This is a genomic window from Aquisalimonas sp. (genome assembly GCF_007120195.1).
GTDB lineage: Bacteria > Pseudomonadota > Gammaproteobacteria > Nitrococcales > Aquisalimonadaceae > Aquisalimonas.
This window is the reverse complement of sequence record NZ_SKOG01000200.1, coordinates 13,625-30,648: the sequence shown is the minus strand read 5'-3', so window position 1 is coordinate 30,648 and position 17,024 is coordinate 13,625. Positions and strand designations below refer to the sequence as shown.

The 17,024-nt window shown below is 63.8% G+C and carries 16 protein-coding genes; 8 read left to right on the top strand and 8 right to left on the bottom strand.

Annotation, left to right across the window (positions count from 1 at the left end; translation table 11 throughout):
- Positions 1–1,743 (bottom strand): DNA helicase RecQ (gene recQ, locus QZT63_RS14310; RefSeq protein ID WP_290652170.1); only part of this gene is annotated, 1,743 nt, incomplete at its 3' end.
- A gap of 236 nt (positions 1,744–1,979) precedes the next feature.
- Between recQ and QZT63_RS14305 the strand changes: the two genes are divergently transcribed.
- From QZT63_RS14305 to QZT63_RS14285, 5 genes are all read left to right on the top strand, one after another.
- Positions 1,980–3,974, top strand: coding sequence for an acyl CoA:acetate/3-ketoacid CoA transferase (locus tag QZT63_RS14305; RefSeq protein WP_290652169.1), 1,995 nt, complete (start codon positions 1,980–1,982; stop codon positions 3,972–3,974).
- Positions 3,975–4,472: 498 nt separating this feature from the next.
- Positions 4,473–5,129, top strand: coding sequence for a hypothetical protein (locus QZT63_RS14300; RefSeq protein ID WP_290652168.1), 657 nt, complete (start codon positions 4,473–4,475; stop codon positions 5,127–5,129).
- A 153-nt stretch (positions 5,130–5,282) separates the two neighbouring features.
- On the top strand, positions 5,283–7,202 hold the full coding sequence (locus QZT63_RS14295; protein ID WP_290652167.1) for an ATP-binding cassette domain-containing protein: 1,920 nt from the start codon (positions 5,283–5,285) through the stop codon (positions 7,200–7,202).
- Positions 7,199–7,420, top strand: a complete 222-nt coding sequence (locus QZT63_RS14290) for a SlyX family protein (protein WP_290652166.1) — start codon at positions 7,199–7,201, stop codon at positions 7,418–7,420. Before QZT63_RS14295 ends, QZT63_RS14290 begins: the two co-directional genes overlap by 4 nt.
- 255 nt (positions 7,421–7,675) lie before the next feature.
- On the top strand, positions 7,676–9,553 hold the full coding sequence (locus QZT63_RS14285; protein WP_290652165.1) for an ATP-binding cassette domain-containing protein: 1,878 nt from the start codon (positions 7,676–7,678) through the stop codon (positions 9,551–9,553).
- 29 nt (positions 9,554–9,582) lie between these two features.
- Here QZT63_RS14285 and QZT63_RS14280 read toward each other — a convergent pair whose 3' ends face one another.
- Genes QZT63_RS14280 through QZT63_RS14270 form a run of 3 tightly spaced genes read right to left on the bottom strand, consistent with a single transcriptional unit; the run spans position 9,583 to position 11,255 of the window.
- Positions 9,583–10,320, bottom strand: coding sequence for an S-methyl-5'-thioinosine phosphorylase (locus tag QZT63_RS14280; RefSeq protein WP_290652164.1), 738 nt, complete (start codon positions 10,318–10,320; stop codon positions 9,583–9,585).
- The gene (locus tag QZT63_RS14275) at positions 10,320–10,880 is read right to left on the bottom strand and encodes a hypoxanthine-guanine phosphoribosyltransferase (protein ID WP_290652163.1); all 561 of its coding nucleotides are present in this window, start codon (positions 10,878–10,880) and stop codon (positions 10,320–10,322) included. The genes QZT63_RS14280 and QZT63_RS14275 overlap by 1 nt, the downstream gene beginning before the upstream one ends.
- 15 nt (positions 10,881–10,895) lie before the next feature.
- Complete coding sequence (locus QZT63_RS14270; RefSeq protein WP_290652162.1) at positions 10,896–11,255, bottom strand: DsrE family protein; 360 nt, start codon at positions 11,253–11,255, stop codon at positions 10,896–10,898.
- A gap of 194 nt (positions 11,256–11,449) precedes the next feature.
- Here QZT63_RS14270 and QZT63_RS14265 point away from each other — a divergent pair, with 194 nt between their 5' ends.
- The 3 genes from QZT63_RS14265 (at position 11,450) to QZT63_RS14255 (ending at position 13,857) form a co-directional block, all read left to right on the top strand.
- Positions 11,450–12,727, top strand: a complete 1,278-nt coding sequence (locus QZT63_RS14265) for a DEAD/DEAH box helicase (RefSeq protein ID WP_290652161.1) — start codon at positions 11,450–11,452, stop codon at positions 12,725–12,727.
- Positions 12,728–12,770: 43 nt separating this feature from the next.
- A complete protein-coding gene (locus QZT63_RS14260; protein ID WP_290652160.1) occupies positions 12,771–13,343 on the top strand; it encodes an ACP phosphodiesterase in 573 nt (190 codons plus the stop codon).
- A 109-nt stretch (positions 13,344–13,452) separates the two neighbouring features.
- Positions 13,453–13,857, top strand: coding sequence for a hypothetical protein (locus QZT63_RS14255; RefSeq protein ID WP_290652159.1), 405 nt, complete (start codon positions 13,453–13,455; stop codon positions 13,855–13,857).
- A gap of 18 nt (positions 13,858–13,875) precedes the next feature.
- On the opposite strand, the gene QZT63_RS14250 is transcribed toward QZT63_RS14255, so the two are convergent.
- From QZT63_RS14250 to QZT63_RS14235, 4 genes are all read right to left on the bottom strand, one after another.
- Positions 13,876–14,328, bottom strand: coding sequence for a MaoC/PaaZ C-terminal domain-containing protein (locus QZT63_RS14250; RefSeq protein WP_290652158.1), 453 nt, complete (start codon positions 14,326–14,328; stop codon positions 13,876–13,878).
- Positions 14,325–14,804, bottom strand: coding sequence for a hypothetical protein (locus QZT63_RS14245; RefSeq protein WP_290652157.1), 480 nt, complete (start codon positions 14,802–14,804; stop codon positions 14,325–14,327). Before QZT63_RS14245 ends, QZT63_RS14250 begins: the two co-directional genes overlap by 4 nt.
- 104 nt (positions 14,805–14,908) lie before the next feature.
- Entirely contained in the window at positions 14,909–16,090 is a 1,182-nt protein-coding gene (locus QZT63_RS14240) for a VWA domain-containing protein (protein ID WP_290652156.1), read from the bottom strand.
- A 25-nt stretch (positions 16,091–16,115) separates the two neighbouring features.
- Positions 16,116–16,964, bottom strand: coding sequence for a MoxR family ATPase (locus tag QZT63_RS14235; RefSeq protein ID WP_290652155.1), 849 nt, complete (start codon positions 16,962–16,964; stop codon positions 16,116–16,118).
- Positions 16,965–17,024: the final 60 nt, after the last annotated feature.

The window sequence follows — 17,024 nt, the reverse complement described above, 5'->3', positions numbered from 1 at the left end:
GCCGTAGCGCTCCAGCTTGCGCTCGCCCACACCGTTGAGAGACGCCATGGCCGCCAGCGTCCGCGGGCGGGCGCTTGCCATCTCCATGAGCGTGCTGTCATGGAAGATCATGTACGGAGGCAGGCCCTGTTCCTCCGCGAGCCGCCGGCGGCAGGCCCGCAGTGCATCCCAGAGCTCGCGGCTCGCCTCGTCCACGAGGCCCTCTCCGGGCTGGTGCTGGCGCCGCCCTCCGCCCCGCGGCTTGCGCTCCTTGCGCAGGGTCAGGCGCGAGTCGCCACGCAACACGGGGCGGCACGCTTGCGTCAGGCGCAGACCGCCGTGGCCGTCGGCATCCACCGTCAACAACCCCAAGGCGACTAGTTGTCTAAAGACCCCCCGCCACTGTCGGCCGTCGAGCCCGGCGCCAATACCCCAGGTACTCAGGCGGTGGTGGCCCAGCTGGCGGATGCGCTCGTTATCGGCCCCGAGCAGCACATCCACGAGATGGCTGACACCGAAGCGCTGACCCGTGCGCCAGACACAAGACAACGCCTTGCGCGCCGCGTCCGTGGCATCCCAGCTGTCGGCGGGCTCCAGGCAGGTATCGCAATTGCCGCAGGCGGTGTGCGCGGTCTCGCCAAAATGGGCCAGCAGGGCCTGGCGCCGGCAGCCCAACAGCTCACAGAACGCGAGCATGTCCTCGAGCTTCTGGCGTTCGATGCGGCGTCGCTGGGCGTCCACCGCGGACGACTCGATGAGTTGTCGCAACAGTATGACGTCCTGTAGCCCATAGACCATCCAGGCGTCCGCCGGCAGGCCATCCCGCCCGGCGCGCCCCGTTTCCTGGTAGTACGCCTCCAGACTGCGCGGTAAGTCCAGGTGCGCGACGAAGCGGACATCCGGCTTATCGATGCCCATGCCGAAGGCGATAGTCGCCACCATGATCACGCCCTCCCCGGCCAGAAAACGCTCCTGGTTGCGCCTGCGCTCCTGTGCCGACAGCCCTGCGTGGTATGGCAGGGCGACCCATCCCTGCTGTTGCAGCCAGGCTGCCATCCTGTCCACCTTGCGGCGCGACAGGCAGTAGACGATACCGGAGTGGCCGGACTGCTCCCGCGCCAGAAACGTCTTCAGCTGCTGCTTGGCGTTGTGTTTTTCCGCGACGCGATAACGGATGTTTGGCCGGTCAAAGCTGGAGATGAACCGGGTCGCGCCCTGCATGTTCAGCCGCTCGAGAATCTCCTCACGGGTACGCGGATCGGCGGTTGCGGTCAGCGCCATGCGTGGCACCTGGGGCCAGTCCTGCCCGAGGACGGCCAGCTGCAGGTACTCGGGGCGGAAATCGTGACCCCACTGCGAGACGCAATGGGCCTCGTCGATGGCAAACAGGGCCGGCTTGGCCTGGTGCAACAACTGTTGCATACGCGGTGTGAGCAGCCGCTCCGGGGCGACGTAAAGAAGCTCCAGCTCGCCGGCCACGAATTGCTGTTCGATGGCGCGCGCGGTGTGCGCATCAAGCCCGGAATGCAGGCAGGCGGCGCTGACACCGCTTTGCACCAGCGCCGCCACCTGATCGTCCATGAGCGCGATCAGGGGGGAGACAACGATGCCCGTGCCCGGGCGTGCCATGGCGGGAATCTGGTAGCACAAGGACTTGCCGCCGCCAGTGGGCATCAATACCAGGGCGTCCTCGCCGTCCATGACGTGGTCAACCACCTGCCGCTGCATCGGCCGGAACTGTTCGTACCCGAACACACCATGCAAAATAGCTTGCGGCTCCCGCAACGCTCCTGTTGATGGGTCTGCCGTATTGATGATGGGCTCCCGTAACGGTTCAAGCGCACTGTCACGCGACTGTTGTGGGGCGACGCGGACGAGAAGCAGGGTATCCGCTTGCTAACACACGCGAAAGCCCCCGTGAAAGCCAACACGACGCGCCGCTGATCTCGCAGCGAGCACCGTCGGATCTCAGGTGACTGCGCCCGCTGAGGTGAAAGCTTATGTCTAACAACGCATTTTATTCCACCATGGCTTCTCGGCACGCCCTGCAACGGAACAAGGTCGTCACCGCAGAGGAAGCCGTGCGGCTGATCCGCGATGGGGACACCGTGGCCACCGGCGGCTTCGTTGGCATCGGTGTGGCGGAGCATGTCCTTGCGGCGCTGGAAGAGCGTTTCGTTGCCAACGGCGCGCCCCGGAACCTGACTTTGGTCTATGCGGCCGGGCAGGGTGACGGCAAGGAGCGCGGGCTTAACCACCTGGGGCACGAAGGGCTCGTCCGTCGGGTCATCGGCGGCCACTGGGGTTTGGTGCCGAAGCTGCAGAAACTCGCCATTGATAACCGGATCGAGGCCTACAACCTCCCCCAGGGTGTGATTTCCCACCTGTTCCGTGACATTGCCGCGGGCAAGCCCGGGATGCTGAGCCGTGTCGGGCTGGGCACGTTCGTGGACCCGCGCCTCGATGGCGGCAAGATCAACCCCTCGACCACCGAAGACCTCGTCGAGTTGACGACCGTCGGTGATCGCGAGTACCTCTTCTACAAGGCGTTCCCCATCACGGTGGCAATCATCCGCGGCACCACCGCTGACCCGAGTGGCAACGTGACCATGGAGAAAGAGGCGCTCACGCTGGAGGGTCTGGCGATTGCCTCGGCAGTGCACAACTCCGGCGGCGTCGTCATCGTCCAGGTGGAGCGTTTGGCCGAGCGCGAGACTCTCCACAGCGGGGCGGTGAAGATTCCCAGCGTGCTGGTGGACTGCGTCGTGGTGGCGCCGCTTGAACAGCACTGGCAGACGTTTGCCGAGCCTTACAATCCGGCGTTCAGCGGCGAGTTGCGGGTGCCCATGCAGTCCATCCAACCCATCGAGATGTCGGCACGCAAGGTCATCGCCCGAAGGGCCGCGTGCGAGCTCAAGGCCAATGGCGTCGTCAACCTCGGCATCGGTATGCCGGAGGGTGTCGCCAATGTGGCGAGCGAGGAGAAGGTCATCGATCTGATCACGCTCACCGCCGAGCCGGGAGTGATCGGCGGCATCCCCTCGGGAGGGCTCAATTTCGGCGCCGCCACCAATACCCAGGCCATTGTGGACCAGCCTGCGCAGTTCGACTTCTACGACGGCGGGGGGCTCGACATTGCCTTTCTGGGCATGGCGCAGATCGATCGCCTCGGCAACGTCAACGTCAGCAAGTTTGGCCCTAAGCTGGCCGGCGCCGGCGGTTTCATTAACATCAGCCAGAACGCCAAGAAGGTCGTCTTCATGGGCACGTTCATGGCGGGAGCCCGGTTCGACATCGAGCAGGGCCAGCTTAAGGTCCGCGAGGAGGGCAAGACCAGAAAGTTCGTATGGGAAGTCGAGCACCGCACCTTTAGTGGCCCCCATAGTGCGGCCGAGGGACAAACGGTGCTTTATGTTACCGAGCGGTGCGTATTTCGGCTGACGGACCAGGGCCCGGAACTGCTGGAGATTGCCCCGGGGCTGGATCTGCAGCGGGACGTGCTCGACCATATGGATTTCAAACCGCTCGTGGCCGAGCCATTGGAGCAGATGGACGGCCGTATCTTTGACGCCGCGGTTATGGGCATCAAGGATGATTTGCTGCGGCTGCCGCTGGAAGATCGCCTGAGCTACGACCCGGAGCAGAATCTGTTTTTCGTCAACCTGGAGGGCTACGCCATACGGCGACCAGAGGATGTCGAACGGCTTCGAGCGGAAGTGGAGCGGCGCCTGGCGCCCCTTCAGCAACAGGTCTTCGCGATCGTCAACTACGACAATTTTGAGATCGCGCCCGAGCTCTTGGACACCTACACCGACATGGTCAAGTGGTTGATGGATCATTACTACTGCGGGGTCACGCGTTATACCACCGGCGCGTTTTTGCGCATGAAGCTTGGTGAGCTGCTGGAGCAAAGGGACGTCGCCCCACACATCTACGAGCGGGAAGAAGAAGCACGCGATTTTCTGCGGCGTTGGGAGCGGCCCTCTGAGGATTAAAGGGGTAGCCGAGCGGGTCGCCCAGGTGCGGTTTTGATGCTGCGGCTCACCAGCCATTGGAGCGTCCCGCTAACACTGCGCACCGCAGTGCCGAGCCGCGCATCATTGCCGTGAGATGCCCCTGGCTTGTGCTGCTCAGTGATCTGTCGCAATATCTCAATGGGTCCACCGCAGGGCCCGATGCGCGTACAAACGCATGCAATCTGCGCCGCAACATCGCTCAGCACCTCATGCGTTGTTATCTGCCCAGCCGGTTAGGGCCTTTCCCCAACCGGCAGTGTTCGCGGCGGGTGCCGCAAGGAAACTGACGCACGCCTGAGCAAGGTTGGGTGCGTTCTTGCGATCGGCGCATTTTTTTGGGGCCCCACCGAACTGGTTGTTTTTCTGGCAGCCCCTTGGACGGCATGTGCCATTGGAGTAAGCGCATTTACGGCAAGCCCGTAGCTGGTGTCCCGGGGGCATTCAGACGCGCGCAGGGAGATAACGGGAGAGGAACTCATGGCATATACGAGTATTGCCGCACTGGTTGCCGCAGGGCTGGGCGTGCTGCTGCTGATTCTGGGGCTGGTGCGCCTGTGCCGGCTTCGGATTGCTAACGGCTCCGGCCATTGTGTGCTCGGCGTACTGCTGGTTGGGCTCGGCGCGGCGGTGGGCGCGGTGGGCGCCAACCTGCACACCTATGATCGGCTCACCCAGGAGCGCGACGTCCTGGAGATCCGGTTCATACGGGAAGGCGATCAGCTATTCACCGCGATCTTGCAGTATCCGGACTCACCGGTGGCGCACCGTTACCGTCTGCTCGGCGATGAATGGCAGCTCGATGCGCGCATGCTCAAGTGGCAAGGCCCGGCCATAGTAGCCGGCATGGACAGTTATTATCGACTGGAGCGACTCAGCGGCCGTTATCGTGACCTGGACCAGGAACGCGATGACCCCCGCAAGGTCCACGCCCTTGGAGATAACGGCGGCTTGGACATCTGGTCCATCGTTCGTGAGAACGATGACTACCTGCCCTGGGTGGACGCCGTCTACGGTAGTGCTACCTATTTGCCTATGCGCGACGGTGCCCGTTATCGCGTCCAGGTCAGCCAGACCGGCCTGCTGGCGCGATCGGTGAACAATGACCAGGAGGCGCCAACGCGTCTGTGGCGTTAGTGTCCTGTAACCCCGCGCCCTGCCCGCCCGCCGTCGGCCTTGCCCCTCGGCGATGAAGGCGTTGCATGTAGTTTCGGCGCCCGGGAACAGCGACTGGGATCAGTGCGTCACGACCGATGCCGAGCCAGGATCTTGCTGGTACACTCGCGCGGCATGTTAAATCTAGTCAATCTCACATTGCGGCGCGGGGCCGACGCGCTCATCGAAGACGCCAATGTGCTGGTCCGCGCCGGCGAACGGGTCGGGCTCGTGGGCGCCAATGGCACCGGCAAATCCAGCCTGTTTGCCCTCATCCGCAACGAGCTCCAGGCCGACGCTGGTGAGTGCACCATGCCGCCGGGGCTGGTCATGGCGCATGTCGCCCAGGAGACGGCGGCCAGCGAGCGCACCGCCGTGGAGTTTGTCATGGATGGCGATGGCGAGCTGCGGCGTATCGAGGCGGCACTGGTCGAGGCGGAAGCCGCCGGCGATGGCGAACGCATGGCTGTGCTGCACGGTCACATCGAGTCCATCGAGGGTTACAGCGCACGCGCGCGGGCCGGTGCCCTGATGCACGGCCTGGGTTTCGGCTCCAGCGACGAGGACACCCACGTGTCACGCTTCTCGGGCGGCTGGCGCATGCGGCTCAACTTGGCGCAGGCGCTCATGTGTCGCTCGGATCTGCTGTTACTCGACGAGCCCACCAATCACCTGGATTTGGACGCCGTGCTGTGGCTGCAGGAGTGGCTGCGCGGCTACACCGGCACGCTGCTGCTGATCGCCCACGACCGCGACTTCCTCGACGCCGTGACCCGGCGCATTCTGCATATCGAGCATCGGGGCATCCACAGCTACACGGGCAACTACTCGGACTTCGAGCGCCAGCGGGCCGAGCGGCTGGCGCAGCAGCAAGCGGCCTACGAGAAGCAGCAGGCGGAAGTGGCGCGTATCCGGCGATTCGTGGACCGATTTCGCGCCCAGGCCACCAAGGCCCGCCAAGCCCAAAGCCGGATCAAGGCGCTGGAGCGCATGGAGCAGCTCAGCCCGGCGCACGTGGACTCACCGTTCCGTTTCGCATTCAAGGAACCGGATCATCTGCCGCGACCCCTGCTCACCCTGGATCACGCCAGCACCGGCTATTCAGAGACCCCCGTGGTCAGCGGCATCAACCTGGCCCTCGCCCCCGGTGACCGACTGGGGGTTCTGGGGCCGAACGGCGCCGGCAAGTCCACACTGGTCCGCCTGCTGGCCGGGGAACAACCCCTGCTGGGCGGTAGCCGGGAGCCCGCGCAGCACCTGCGCATCGGCTATTTTGCGCAGCACCAGTTGGAACAGCTCGATGCCGAGGCCTCCCCGGTGCTCCATCTGCAACGCCTCGATCCCAGGGCCCGCGAGCTGGAGCTCCGGAATTTCCTGGGCGGCTTCGGCTTTCAAGGCGACATGGCGTTGGCTGCCGTGAAACCGTTTTCCGGTGGGGAAAAGGCACGGCTGGTGCTGGCGATGCTGGTGTACCAGCGGCCCAACCTGCTGCTGCTGGACGAGCCCACCAACCATCTCGATTTGGAAATGCGCCACGCCTTGACCATGGCGTTACAAGGCTACAGCGGCGCGCTGGTCGTGATCGCCCATGATCGTCACCTGTTGCGCAGCACGACGGATCGCTCGTTGCTGGTGGCGAATGGCAAGGCCGACGCTTTCGACGGTGACCTGGACGACTATGCCAGGTGGCTTGCCGAGGAGCGCCGCGCGAGCGCGGCGCGTCCTCCATCGCCGGGCACCCCGCAGACTGCGGCTAACGCCGGTCGGCGGGAACAACGCCAACGTGACGCCCAGCGTCGCAAGGGGCTGCAGCCGCTGCGCCAGGAGGTCAAGCGACTGGAGGCGGACGTTGACCGGCTCTCAATGCGAATTCAGACGGTAGAGACCGAGCTGGCGGCTCCGGAACTCTACACCGACGCCGGCAGCGACGCGCTGCAGGCGCTGCTACAGGAACAGGGGCGCTTACGTGAGGCACTGCAGGCGGCGGAGGCAGACTGGATGACCGCGCTCGAGCGCCTCGAGCGCGCCGAGAGCAACGAGGACAATCCTGCATGAGCGACACCCAGGAGGACCGTCTCACGGATCTCGAAATCCGCATCACCCATCAGCAGGACATGATCGACACCCTGACCGACAGCCTGATGCGCCAGCAGAAGATTATCGACCAGCTCCACGGGCGATTGGATCAACTGCAACACCGCCTGCGCATGATGGAGGAGGACCAGCCGGCGGACACGCCTAACACACCGGAACCACCCCCGCCCCACTACTGACCCCTTGCCGTCGTCGATGGATCCGCAATCGTAGAACAGCGCCGGGGCGCGGAGCCGGGGGAGAGCCTCGCGCGCGTGTCCTTTTAGAGGCAGACGTACAATCCGTTTCCCACGCCCACAACCTCGCCCGCGCGGACCGGGTACGCATCCACCGGTCATGACACCAGGAGTCCTCATGAGGAGGCGGGTCTGGTATCGTCTCCACCGCCGTGCGTCGCGGGACACCGTCATGGACGCGTTAGATTTGGAGGTTCTGTGCTGCTGCAGCTTCAGGATGTGAGTCTGGCTTTCAGCGGCCCCCCATTACTGGACGGGGTCAACCTGGAAATCCACCACGGCGAGCGGATCTGTTTGCTGGGGCGCAACGGCACCGGCAAATCCACGCTGATGAAGGTCCTGGAAGGCTCACAGGAACCAGACGGCGGTCGGGTCCTGCGGCCCGACGGCCTGCGCGCCGCGCGCATGGAACAGGACGTGCCCGGGTTGGGCCACTGCTGCGTGCGCGATGTGGTCGCCGCCGGGCTTGGCGCGGTCGGCCACGATCTGCAGCGCTGGCACGGGCTCAGCTCCCGAATGGCGGACGGGGACACCACACTTGCCGACGAATTCGAGCTGATTCAGCAGCGCATCGAGGCCGCCGGCGGCTGGCAGCTGGCGGCGCGCGTTGACGCCGTGCTCAGCCGTCTGGAACTGGGGGGCGAGCTGCCTTTCGACGAACTCTCGGGCGGCCGTCGGCGGCGGGTGCTGCTTGCCCGGGCGCTGGTCAGCGAACCGGACCTGCTGTTACTCGACGAGCCCACCAACCACCTGGACATTGATTCCGTGGAGCGGTTGGAGCGGATGCTCCTGGGCTTCCCCGGCACGGTGTTGTTCATCACCCATGACCGGGCCCTTCTGCGCCGCCTTGCAACGCGCATTATTGAACTCGACCGGGGGCAGCTCACCAGTTGGCCGGGAAACTACGACACCTACCTCGAGCGGCGTGAAGCGGCGCTTGCGGCCGAGCAGAAGGCGCAGAACCGTTTCGACCGCAAGCTCGCCCAGGAGGAAGCCTGGATCCGGCAGGGCATCAAGGCCCGGCGCACCCGTAACGAGGGGCGTGTGCGTGCCCTCAAGGCCATGCGCGAGGAACGCCGGCAGCGCCGTGCGCGGGCCGGCACGGTGCGCATGGAGGCCCAGAGCGCGGAGCGCTCGGGCAAGCTGGTGATCGAGGCAGACGGCATCGCCGGTGGATACCAGGGCGAGGCACTGTTCCAGGATTTCACCACGACCATCCAGCGTGGCGACAAGGTGGGCCTTATCGGCCCCAACGGCTGCGGCAAGACTACCCTGCTGCGGGTGCTCCTGGGCGACATGCCCCCGCTGCAGGGAAACATCCGGTGGGGTACACAGCTGGAAGTCGCCTGGTTCGACCAATTGCGGGAATCCCTCGATCCGCAGGCAACGGTCCGGGATACCGTCGGCGGCGGCGGGGAGACCGTGCGGGTCAACGGGCAGGAACGCCATGTGGTCGGCTATCTGCAGGACTTTCTGTTCGAGCCCTCGCGAACGCGGATGGCCGTCTCGTCGCTGTCCGGCGGTGAGCGCAGCAGGCTGCTGCTGGCGCGCCTATTCACCCGCCCTGCCAACGTGCTGGTCCTGGATGAGCCGACCAACGATCTGGATCTGGAGACGCTGGACCTGCTCGAGCAGCAGCTCATGACCTTCAATGGCACGCTGCTGCTGGTGAGCCATGATCGGGAGTTCCTGGACAACGTGGTCACCAGCACCATGGCATTCGACCCCGACGGCGTATTGCGGGAATACGTTGGCGGCTATGCCGACTGGCTGCGCCAGCGCCCGCCGCCACCGAAGACACTGACCGCCGATACCGCCACCCAACCCTCGGCCGTCTCTCAACCCGCCCCCCGGCCCGTCAAGCTGAGTTTCAGGGAAAAGCGGGAGCTGGAAGCATTGCCGGAGCGCATCGAGGCCCTGGAAGCGGAGCACGCCGAACTCTCCGAGCACCTCGCCGACCCGGAATTCTACCGGCAGGATGCAGAAGCCGTTGGCAACATCACGCAACGCCTGCAGGAGCTGGAGACCGCACTCCAGGAGGCTTATGCACGTTGGGAGGCGCTGGAAGACAGGTGACGCGCCGGTGGCGCGGCGCAACGCGGCATCTACAGCCGGGGAATCAAGGCTCCCAGAAGTCCGCGCACCCGCTCCATGCCCGTATGCAGATGCCGCCCGATCTCGTCCATGGAAATCGGTCCCGGCTGCAGGCCGGCCGCCCAGTTGACCACGACCGTGCAACTGGCATAGGCAATGCTAAGCTCTCGCGCGAGCCCCGCCTCCGGCATGCCCGTCATGCCGACCATGTCACAGCCATCTTGCTTCATGCGGCGTATCTCCGCAGCCGTCTCCAGACGCGGCCCTTGCGTGGCGCCGTACGTTCCGCGCTCCACGGCGTCCAGGCCGACCTCCTGGGCCGACGCGATGAGCAGTTGCCGCATGGCCTCATCGTAGGGATAGGTGAAATCCACGTGGGTGACGTGGGTCAGATCGTCCTCGATGAAGGTATGGTGGCGTCCCCAGGTGTAGTCGATGATCTGATCCGGAAATCCGATATGCCCCGGCGCCATGGCCTCATGAATGCCGCCCACCGCGGCGACGGCGAACAGGCGGTCCACCCCCAGGTGCTGCAGCGCCCAAAGATTGGCCCGGTAATTGACCCGGTGCGGCGGAATCGTGTGGGCATAGCCGTGGCGCGCGATGAACAACACCTCGCGGCCATGAAGAATGCCGTGGGTGATCGGCGCGGACGGCTCGCCGTAGGGCGTATGCACCACCTCGCGGTGCGTGATTTTCAGGTAATCGAGCCGGGTCAAGCCCGTGCCGCCAATGATCGCGACGCCCATTACCCTGTCTCCTTGCGCTCGTCTATCGCGTAGATGCCGTCCACGTTGCGCAGAACGCCGTGATAATCCATGCCCGCGCCGAAGACGTAGCGATCATCCACCGTGAGCCCGATGTAATCGGCAGTGACCCCCGCCCGGCGACGGTCGTGCTCCTTGCGTACCAGTACAGCGGTGCGTACCTCAGCGGCACCGTGCTCCCAGCAGAACTGTTGCAGGGCGAGCAATGTGTTCCCCTCGTCAAGAATGTCATCAATTATCAGTACCGTGCGACCGGCCAGCTCGGAATGCGGCTTGGCCAGCCATACGACCTCGCCACCGGAGGTCGAACCGCGGTAGCGGGTCGCGTGGACATAATCCACCTCAAGGGGGAAATTCATCAACGGTAACAGCCGCCCAGCGGGTACCAGGCCACCGATCATCACGCACAGGACCACCGGCAACTGATCGGCCATGTCCACCGTCACCTCAACCGCCATGCGTGCCAGGGCCGCCTCCACCGCAACGCCATCATGGATGCGCTGTGCCCCCTCCAGCGTCGCACGAACCTCCTCGTGCTTCATCGTCGCCCCTCACCGCTAATACGTCAGAGTCACCGTCTCCGGATCCATCACCCGGCTGACCAACCACGCGGCGCCGACCACCTCGCGGATCTCTGCAATCAGATCATCGCCGAATCGCGCCACGGCCGGCGAGCACATGCGAAACACGACACCGGCCTGCGCGGCATCGTGGATGAGATCATGCAGTGACCGATCTGTCCCATCCCCCGCCGATTCCCCCGCAGCGGCACCGGCAACCGCAATCACCCCCGAGTCCCCCGTGAACACCACCTCCGTCGTCGTCCCCATGGCCGCCGCCACCGCCGCTTGCGCAAGTGGCGCCGCCGCATTCTCCAGCGGCGTATTCAACACCACCACCAGTAGCCGCTGCGCCATGGGCCGACCTCCACCGAACCAATCGAACTTCGAAGCCCGGAACCATACACCAAGCCGGATTGACGAACCATGATTCAGCCAAGAGGCAGGACGCCAAGCCAAGGTGGCAGGACTGGCATCGGGAGTGGCAACTCCGGTACAGAAAACAATTAAGTACGCGACAAACCGCCTATTTTCCAGTATCCTCGACGCTTATGGAAAATGACCACATGACAGACGTTCCGCTCAAATCCCTGGGGCTAACCCAGAGCCTTCAGGACAGTCTCGACGAGACTACATTCACTCACTGTACGCCCATCCAGGCAGCGACACTGCCCCTGGCACTGAAAGGCCGGGACGTCGCCGGGCAGGCACAGACCGGCACCGGTAAATCTGCCGCCTTCCTGCTGGCCACCATGCATCACCTGATGGAAACGCCGGTTGAGGACAACAAGCGCGGGCCCTGGGCCATCGTGCTGGCACCCACCCGCGAGCTGGCGCTGCAGATCCACAAAGACGCCGAACTCCTGGGCCGCTTCACCGGCCTCAAGGCCGTGGCCATCTATGGTGGCACCGGCTACGAATCGCAGCGCAAGTCCCTCGACGACGAAGCCGACATTATCATCGGCACCCCGGGCCGCATCATCGACTTCTTCAAGCAACGGGTCTTTAGCCTCGAGAATATCGAAGTCGTCGTGCTTGACGAGGCCGATCGCATGTTTGACCTTGGCTTCATCGCGGACATCCGCTACCTGCTGCGAAAGATGCCGCCCCCCGAGAAGCGCATCAACATGCTCTACTCTGCCACCCTCTCCCATCGTGTGATGGAACTTGCCTACGAGCACATGAACGACCCGGAGATCATCCGGATTGAAGCCGACCAGGTCACCGCAGAGAACGTCACGCAGAAGCTCTACCACGTACCCAAGGAAGACAAGATCCGGCTGTTGCTCGGCCTGTTCCTGGAGCACACCCCCGAGCGCACCATCGTGTTCGTGAACACCAAGCGCGTCGCGGAAGATGTCATGGGCTATCTCCAGGGCAACAACCACGAGGCCGAAGTGATCTCCGGCGACATCCCACAGAACAAGCGCGAGCAGTTGCTCAAGCGCTTCCAGGACGGAGATCTCCCCATTCTGGTGGCCACTGACGTCGCAGCCCGCGGCCTGCATATTCCGGCCGTCAGCCATGTCATCAACTTCGACCTCCCCCAAGAGGCTGAAGATTACGTGCACCGTATCGGTCGGACTGCCCGGGCAGGCGCCAGCGGTGACGCCATAAGCCTGGCCTGCGACCAGTACGTGTACTCACTGCCGGATATCGAGGCGTTTCTTGGCGAGAAGATTCCCGCCGAGGTTGTTACCCCGGAAATGCTGGTGGAGCCCAAACCGCCGAAACGGCAGAAGCGCTCCGCCTCGACCCGGGGCGGCGCGCGCAAACCCGGTGGCTCGGGCAACCGCTCGCCACGCCGGCGCAAACAGGTCAACGGCTAAGCCAGCAGCGCCCGCGGGCGATCGACTGGGCTGGGCAGCAACATTGAATTACTTGGCCCATCTTTACTTCGCCGATCCGGATGATCAGCATCGCCTGGGCAACCTGGCGGGAGATTGGGTCAAGGGCCGGCTGGAGAATGTCAACCTGCCCCCACGCATGCTCGACGGTGTGCGGCGCCACCGCTTTGTTGACAGCTACTCCGACCAGCACCCCGACAGCCTTGCCGCCCGCAACCAACTCGGGCCGGCCCGCCGCCGCGCCGCCGGCATCATCCTGGATATGGTGAACGACCACTTTCTGGTCCGGCATTGGTCCAGCTACGCCGACCGCCCCTTGTCAGAGTTTCTCGCCAGCAGCTATGGCAGCCTTGACCGTACCCGTGCCCTCTGGCCGGTCGCGGCGCAGCCGGTCATTCAACGGATCATTAGCGAAGATTGGCTGAGCAGTTACCACCGACTGGAGATCATTGCCATGGCCCTGGAGCGAATCGCCACCCGTATGCGGCGGGACCCGGGCCTGCGCGGCACCCTGCCTGTGCTCCAGCGTGAGTATCCCGCCCTGGAGGCCCGGTTTCATGGCCTCATGGCTGATCTCGATCGCAGCATCCACGGCTAGTGTCCTGTCCCATGACTCTGGACGACTTCGGCGGAATGACTCAGCATAACGGAGAGCCCAGGGACGAGCGCGTTGGCGAATTTGTTTCCGGCACAACCGAGGTTCAGCCATGGTCCACCTCCGCCGCCTTGCAGCAACCACTGCCGCGACGCTGGCCCTACTGATCTCTGCTTGCGGTGACGACTCGCCGGACACCAGCACGCCGGCACGGGCCTATGAGACGTTCTTCGTGGAAATGAACCGCGGCAATCGCGACACGGCACTTGAAGTACTGGCGCCGGCCGGGGCGCTGGGGGACACCTTCCGCGGTGGTGCCTATTACACCTACGCCGACTCCGTTGAAGAGAGCCTGAACCGTCATGGCGGGCTTGAAGAGGTCATCATCGACAACGAGGGCGAGATCAACGAGGAGGCCGTGCGGGTAGAGGGCAGTCTTCGCTTTCAAGACGGCACCGAGATGAAGCGTGCCATTACGTTCGAGCGCGAAAATGGCTCCTGGGTGGGTCAACTGTAATGACCGGCCATGTGCCCGTCACATGGACGCGACCCGGCGCGCCACCCATGGTAACCATTCCATGCTCATCACCGTCTCACCGGCGTGATTCTCCACAACGGCCTCGACCCGCAACTCGCCGAAGCGCACGTCCGATGTGTCATTGGCTGCCGTCACGGTATACCGACAGGTCAGGGTATCACCCGGGTAGACCGGGCGGCGCCAGCGCAGGTCATCAAAGCCCGCCGCGCCGGAAATGGCGACGTCCCGGAGCCCATCGCTGACGAGCAGCCGGTTGGCCAGGGCCACCGTCTGCCAGCCCGAACCCGCTAGCTTCCCGAACAGGCTCTCACGGGCCGCTGCATGATCCAGGTGAAAGGGCTGCGGATCATATTGCTCCGCGAAGGCGATCACCCCCGCTTCTGTCACCGTGTAGCCACCCGTGACGCCGGTTTCGCCAATGACGATATCCTCGAAGTAGCGCGGATTCACGCATCACCTCCTGATTCCGCGGCCTGAGGGGCGCGCAGGCGAAACATCCCCGCTGAGTCCATGTACATGACCACGAGCCCGTCCTGGTTGAGGACCTCGGTGCGGTTGTTGATAAAACCCACGTCCCGACGGCGGGGATGGCGATGTTTGGCGAGCACGCATTGGCGCACCCAGAGCGTGTCCCCCGCCCGCACGGTGTTCAGCCATCGCAGGCGCTGAATTCCGGGAGAGCCCAGGGAACTACTGTTACCGAGGACATGATCGACCATCATGCGCATGCACAGGGCGGCCACGTGCAGCCCGCTCGACACGGGTCGGTCGTCATCAACCTCTGGCCAATCCGCCGACCAACCCAGCGTGGCTGGCCGGGCGTCGTACTCGCTGGCAAACGCCAGCATCCGCTCGCGATCCACGGTCATGCCGCCGAATTCCCGGACTGAGCCCACCGCCTGATCTTCCCAGTAGATTTCTGCCATTGCACCGGTCTCACTCGACGTACTGTTGAGCCGTGTAGAGCATACACGGCCTGAGGATTTTTGCCGGGCGTGGCAGCGGGCACCGGCGACGCACCCGCGCGGTGTTATTTGCTTAGATACCGGATCGCTTCCTCAAGCCCTTCCAGGGTCAACGGGAACATGCGCTCGCCCATGAGTTCCCGGGTAATCTTCACCGAGGGTGTGTAATCCCAGCGCTGCTGAGGCTCGGGATTGAGCCAAACCGCCTTGGGGAACGTCTCCAGCACCCGCTGCATCCAGGTGGCCCCGGCCTCTGCATTCCAGTGCTCGACACTCGCCCCCGGATAGAGGATCTCGTAGGGGCTCATGGTGGCGTCGCCCACGAAAATGACCTTGTAATCATGACCGTAGGTGTGGAGTACGTCCCAGGTCGAGGTCAGCTGGCTGTGGCGACGCCGGCTGTCCTTCCACACCGAGTCGTAGAGAAAGTTGTGGAAGTAAAAGTACTCCAGATGCTTGAACTCCATCTTGGCGGCGGAGAACAGTTCCTCGCAGACACGGATATGGTCGTCCATGGAGCCACCCACATCAAAGAACAGCAGCACCTTCGCGGCGTTGTGCCGTTCCGGGACCATCTTGAGGTCCAAATAGCCGGCGTTACGCGCGGTGGAGCGGATCGTCTCGTCCATATCCAAGACTTCCTCCGCCCCCTGGCGGGCGAACTGCCGCAGCCGGCGCAGGGCCATCTTGATGTTGCGCGTGCCGATCTCCCGGCTGCTGTCCAGGTTGCGGTAGTGGCGCTGGTCCCAGACCTTCACCGCGCGGCGGTGGCGAGAGCGGTCTTGCCCGATGCGTACCCCTTCGGGGTTGTAGCCGTAGGCGCCAAATGGCGAAGTGCCGCCGGTGCCGATCCACTTGTTGCCGCCCTCGTGGCGGTCCTGCTGCTCGGCCAGGCGCTTGCGCAGCGTCTCCATGAGCTTGTCCCAGCCGCCCAGTGATTCAATCTGCGCTTTTTCCTCCTCGGAGAGCACGCGCTCGGCCATGGCACGCAGCCATTCTTCTGGAATCTCACCCTCGAGCTCTTTCCCAAAAATAGTTTCTATACCACTGAAATAATTTCCGAAAACCTGATCGAATCGATCGAACAGCGTTTCGTCCTTGACCAGAATTCCCCGCGCCAGGAAGTAGAAGTCGTCCACGCTGCATACGGCCAGGCGCTTGTCGAGCGCCTCCATCAACGTCAGGTACTCGGTGGTGGAGACCTTGAGGCCAGCCTTGCGCAGTTCAAAGAAAAAATCGATCAGCATACTATCCTTCCCGAGGAGGGTCGGCTCAATTGGACTTGCTGCGCCGCGCAATGAACATGAGGCGCTCGAACAGATGCACGTCCTGTTCATTTTTTAGCAGTGCCCCGTAAAGCGGCGGCATCATCTTGTGCTGGGTGGTTTCCCGGAGCGTGGCAGGATCCACATCCTCCGCCATGAGCAGCTTCAACCAGTCCAGCAGTTCCGAGGTGGATGGCTTTTTCTTCAGCCCTGGCACCTCCCGCAGTTCGAAAAACAGCTCCATCGCCTCGCGCAGCAGTTCTTTCTTGAGCCCCGGGAAATGGACCTGCACGATCTGTTGCATGGTCTCCTTGGCCGGGAAGTTGATGTAGTGGAAGAAGCAGCGCCGCAGGAAGGCATCCGGCAGCTCCTTCTCGTTGTTGCTGGTGATCACGATGATGGGGCGATGCCTGGCCTGGACGACGGTTTGCGTCTCATAGACATAGAATTCCATGCGGTCCAGCTCGCGCAACAGATCGTTCGGGAACTCGATATCCGCCTTGTCGATCTCATCGATCAGCAGCACCGGCTGTGCGTCGGATTCGAAGCAGTGCCACAGCGGCCCCTTGACGATGTAGTTGGCGATGTCATGGACCCGGTCGCCACCGAGCTGGGAATCCCGCAAGCGCGAGACCGCATCGTACTCATACAGCCCTTGCTGCGCCTTGGTGGTGGACTTGACATGCCATTCGAAGAACGGGAGCCCGAGGCCAGTCGCCACCTCTTCGGCAAGCAGCGTCTTGCCCGTCCCGGGCTCCCCCTTGATCAGCAGTGGCCGCTGCAGCGTCGCCGCCGCATTGACGGCCATTTTCAGATCGTCGGTGGCAACGTAGGTGTCTGTGCCCTTGAATTGCATAGTGTTGTCCTGATCGCGGGTCTCGCCCGCGGCTCGGGGTTCGTGGATAGCGTCGGACGC

Coding starts and splice junctions, on each gene's coding strand:
- QZT63_RS14275 (WP_290652163.1), bottom strand. CDS start 10,880: ATGAAGCACGAGGAGGTTCGTGCGACGCTGGAGGGGGCACAGCGCATC.
- QZT63_RS14270 (WP_290652162.1), bottom strand. CDS start 11,255: ATGGCGCAGCGGCTACTGGTGGTGGTGTTGAATACGCCGCTGGAGAAT.
- QZT63_RS14305 (WP_290652169.1), top strand. CDS start 1,980: ATGTCTAACAACGCATTTTATTCCACCATGGCTTCTCGGCACGCCCTG.
- QZT63_RS14245 (WP_290652157.1), bottom strand. CDS start 14,804: ATGGCAGAAATCTACTGGGAAGATCAGGCGGTGGGCTCAGTCCGGGAA.
- QZT63_RS14295 (WP_290652167.1), top strand. CDS start 5,283: ATGTTAAATCTAGTCAATCTCACATTGCGGCGCGGGGCCGACGCGCTC.
- QZT63_RS14255 (WP_290652159.1), top strand. CDS start 13,453: ATGGTCCACCTCCGCCGCCTTGCAGCAACCACTGCCGCGACGCTGGCC.
- QZT63_RS14300 (WP_290652168.1), top strand. CDS start 4,473: ATGGCATATACGAGTATTGCCGCACTGGTTGCCGCAGGGCTGGGCGTG.
- QZT63_RS14290 (WP_290652166.1), top strand. CDS start 7,199: ATGAGCGACACCCAGGAGGACCGTCTCACGGATCTCGAAATCCGCATC.
- QZT63_RS14265 (WP_290652161.1), top strand. CDS start 11,450: ATGGAAAATGACCACATGACAGACGTTCCGCTCAAATCCCTGGGGCTA.
- QZT63_RS14280 (WP_290652164.1), bottom strand. CDS start 10,320: ATGGGCGTCGCGATCATTGGCGGCACGGGCTTGACCCGGCTCGATTAC.
- QZT63_RS14240 (WP_290652156.1), bottom strand. CDS start 16,090: ATGCTGATCGATTTTTTCTTTGAACTGCGCAAGGCTGGCCTCAAGGTC.
- QZT63_RS14235 (WP_290652155.1), bottom strand. CDS start 16,964: ATGCAATTCAAGGGCACAGACACCTACGTTGCCACCGACGATCTGAAA.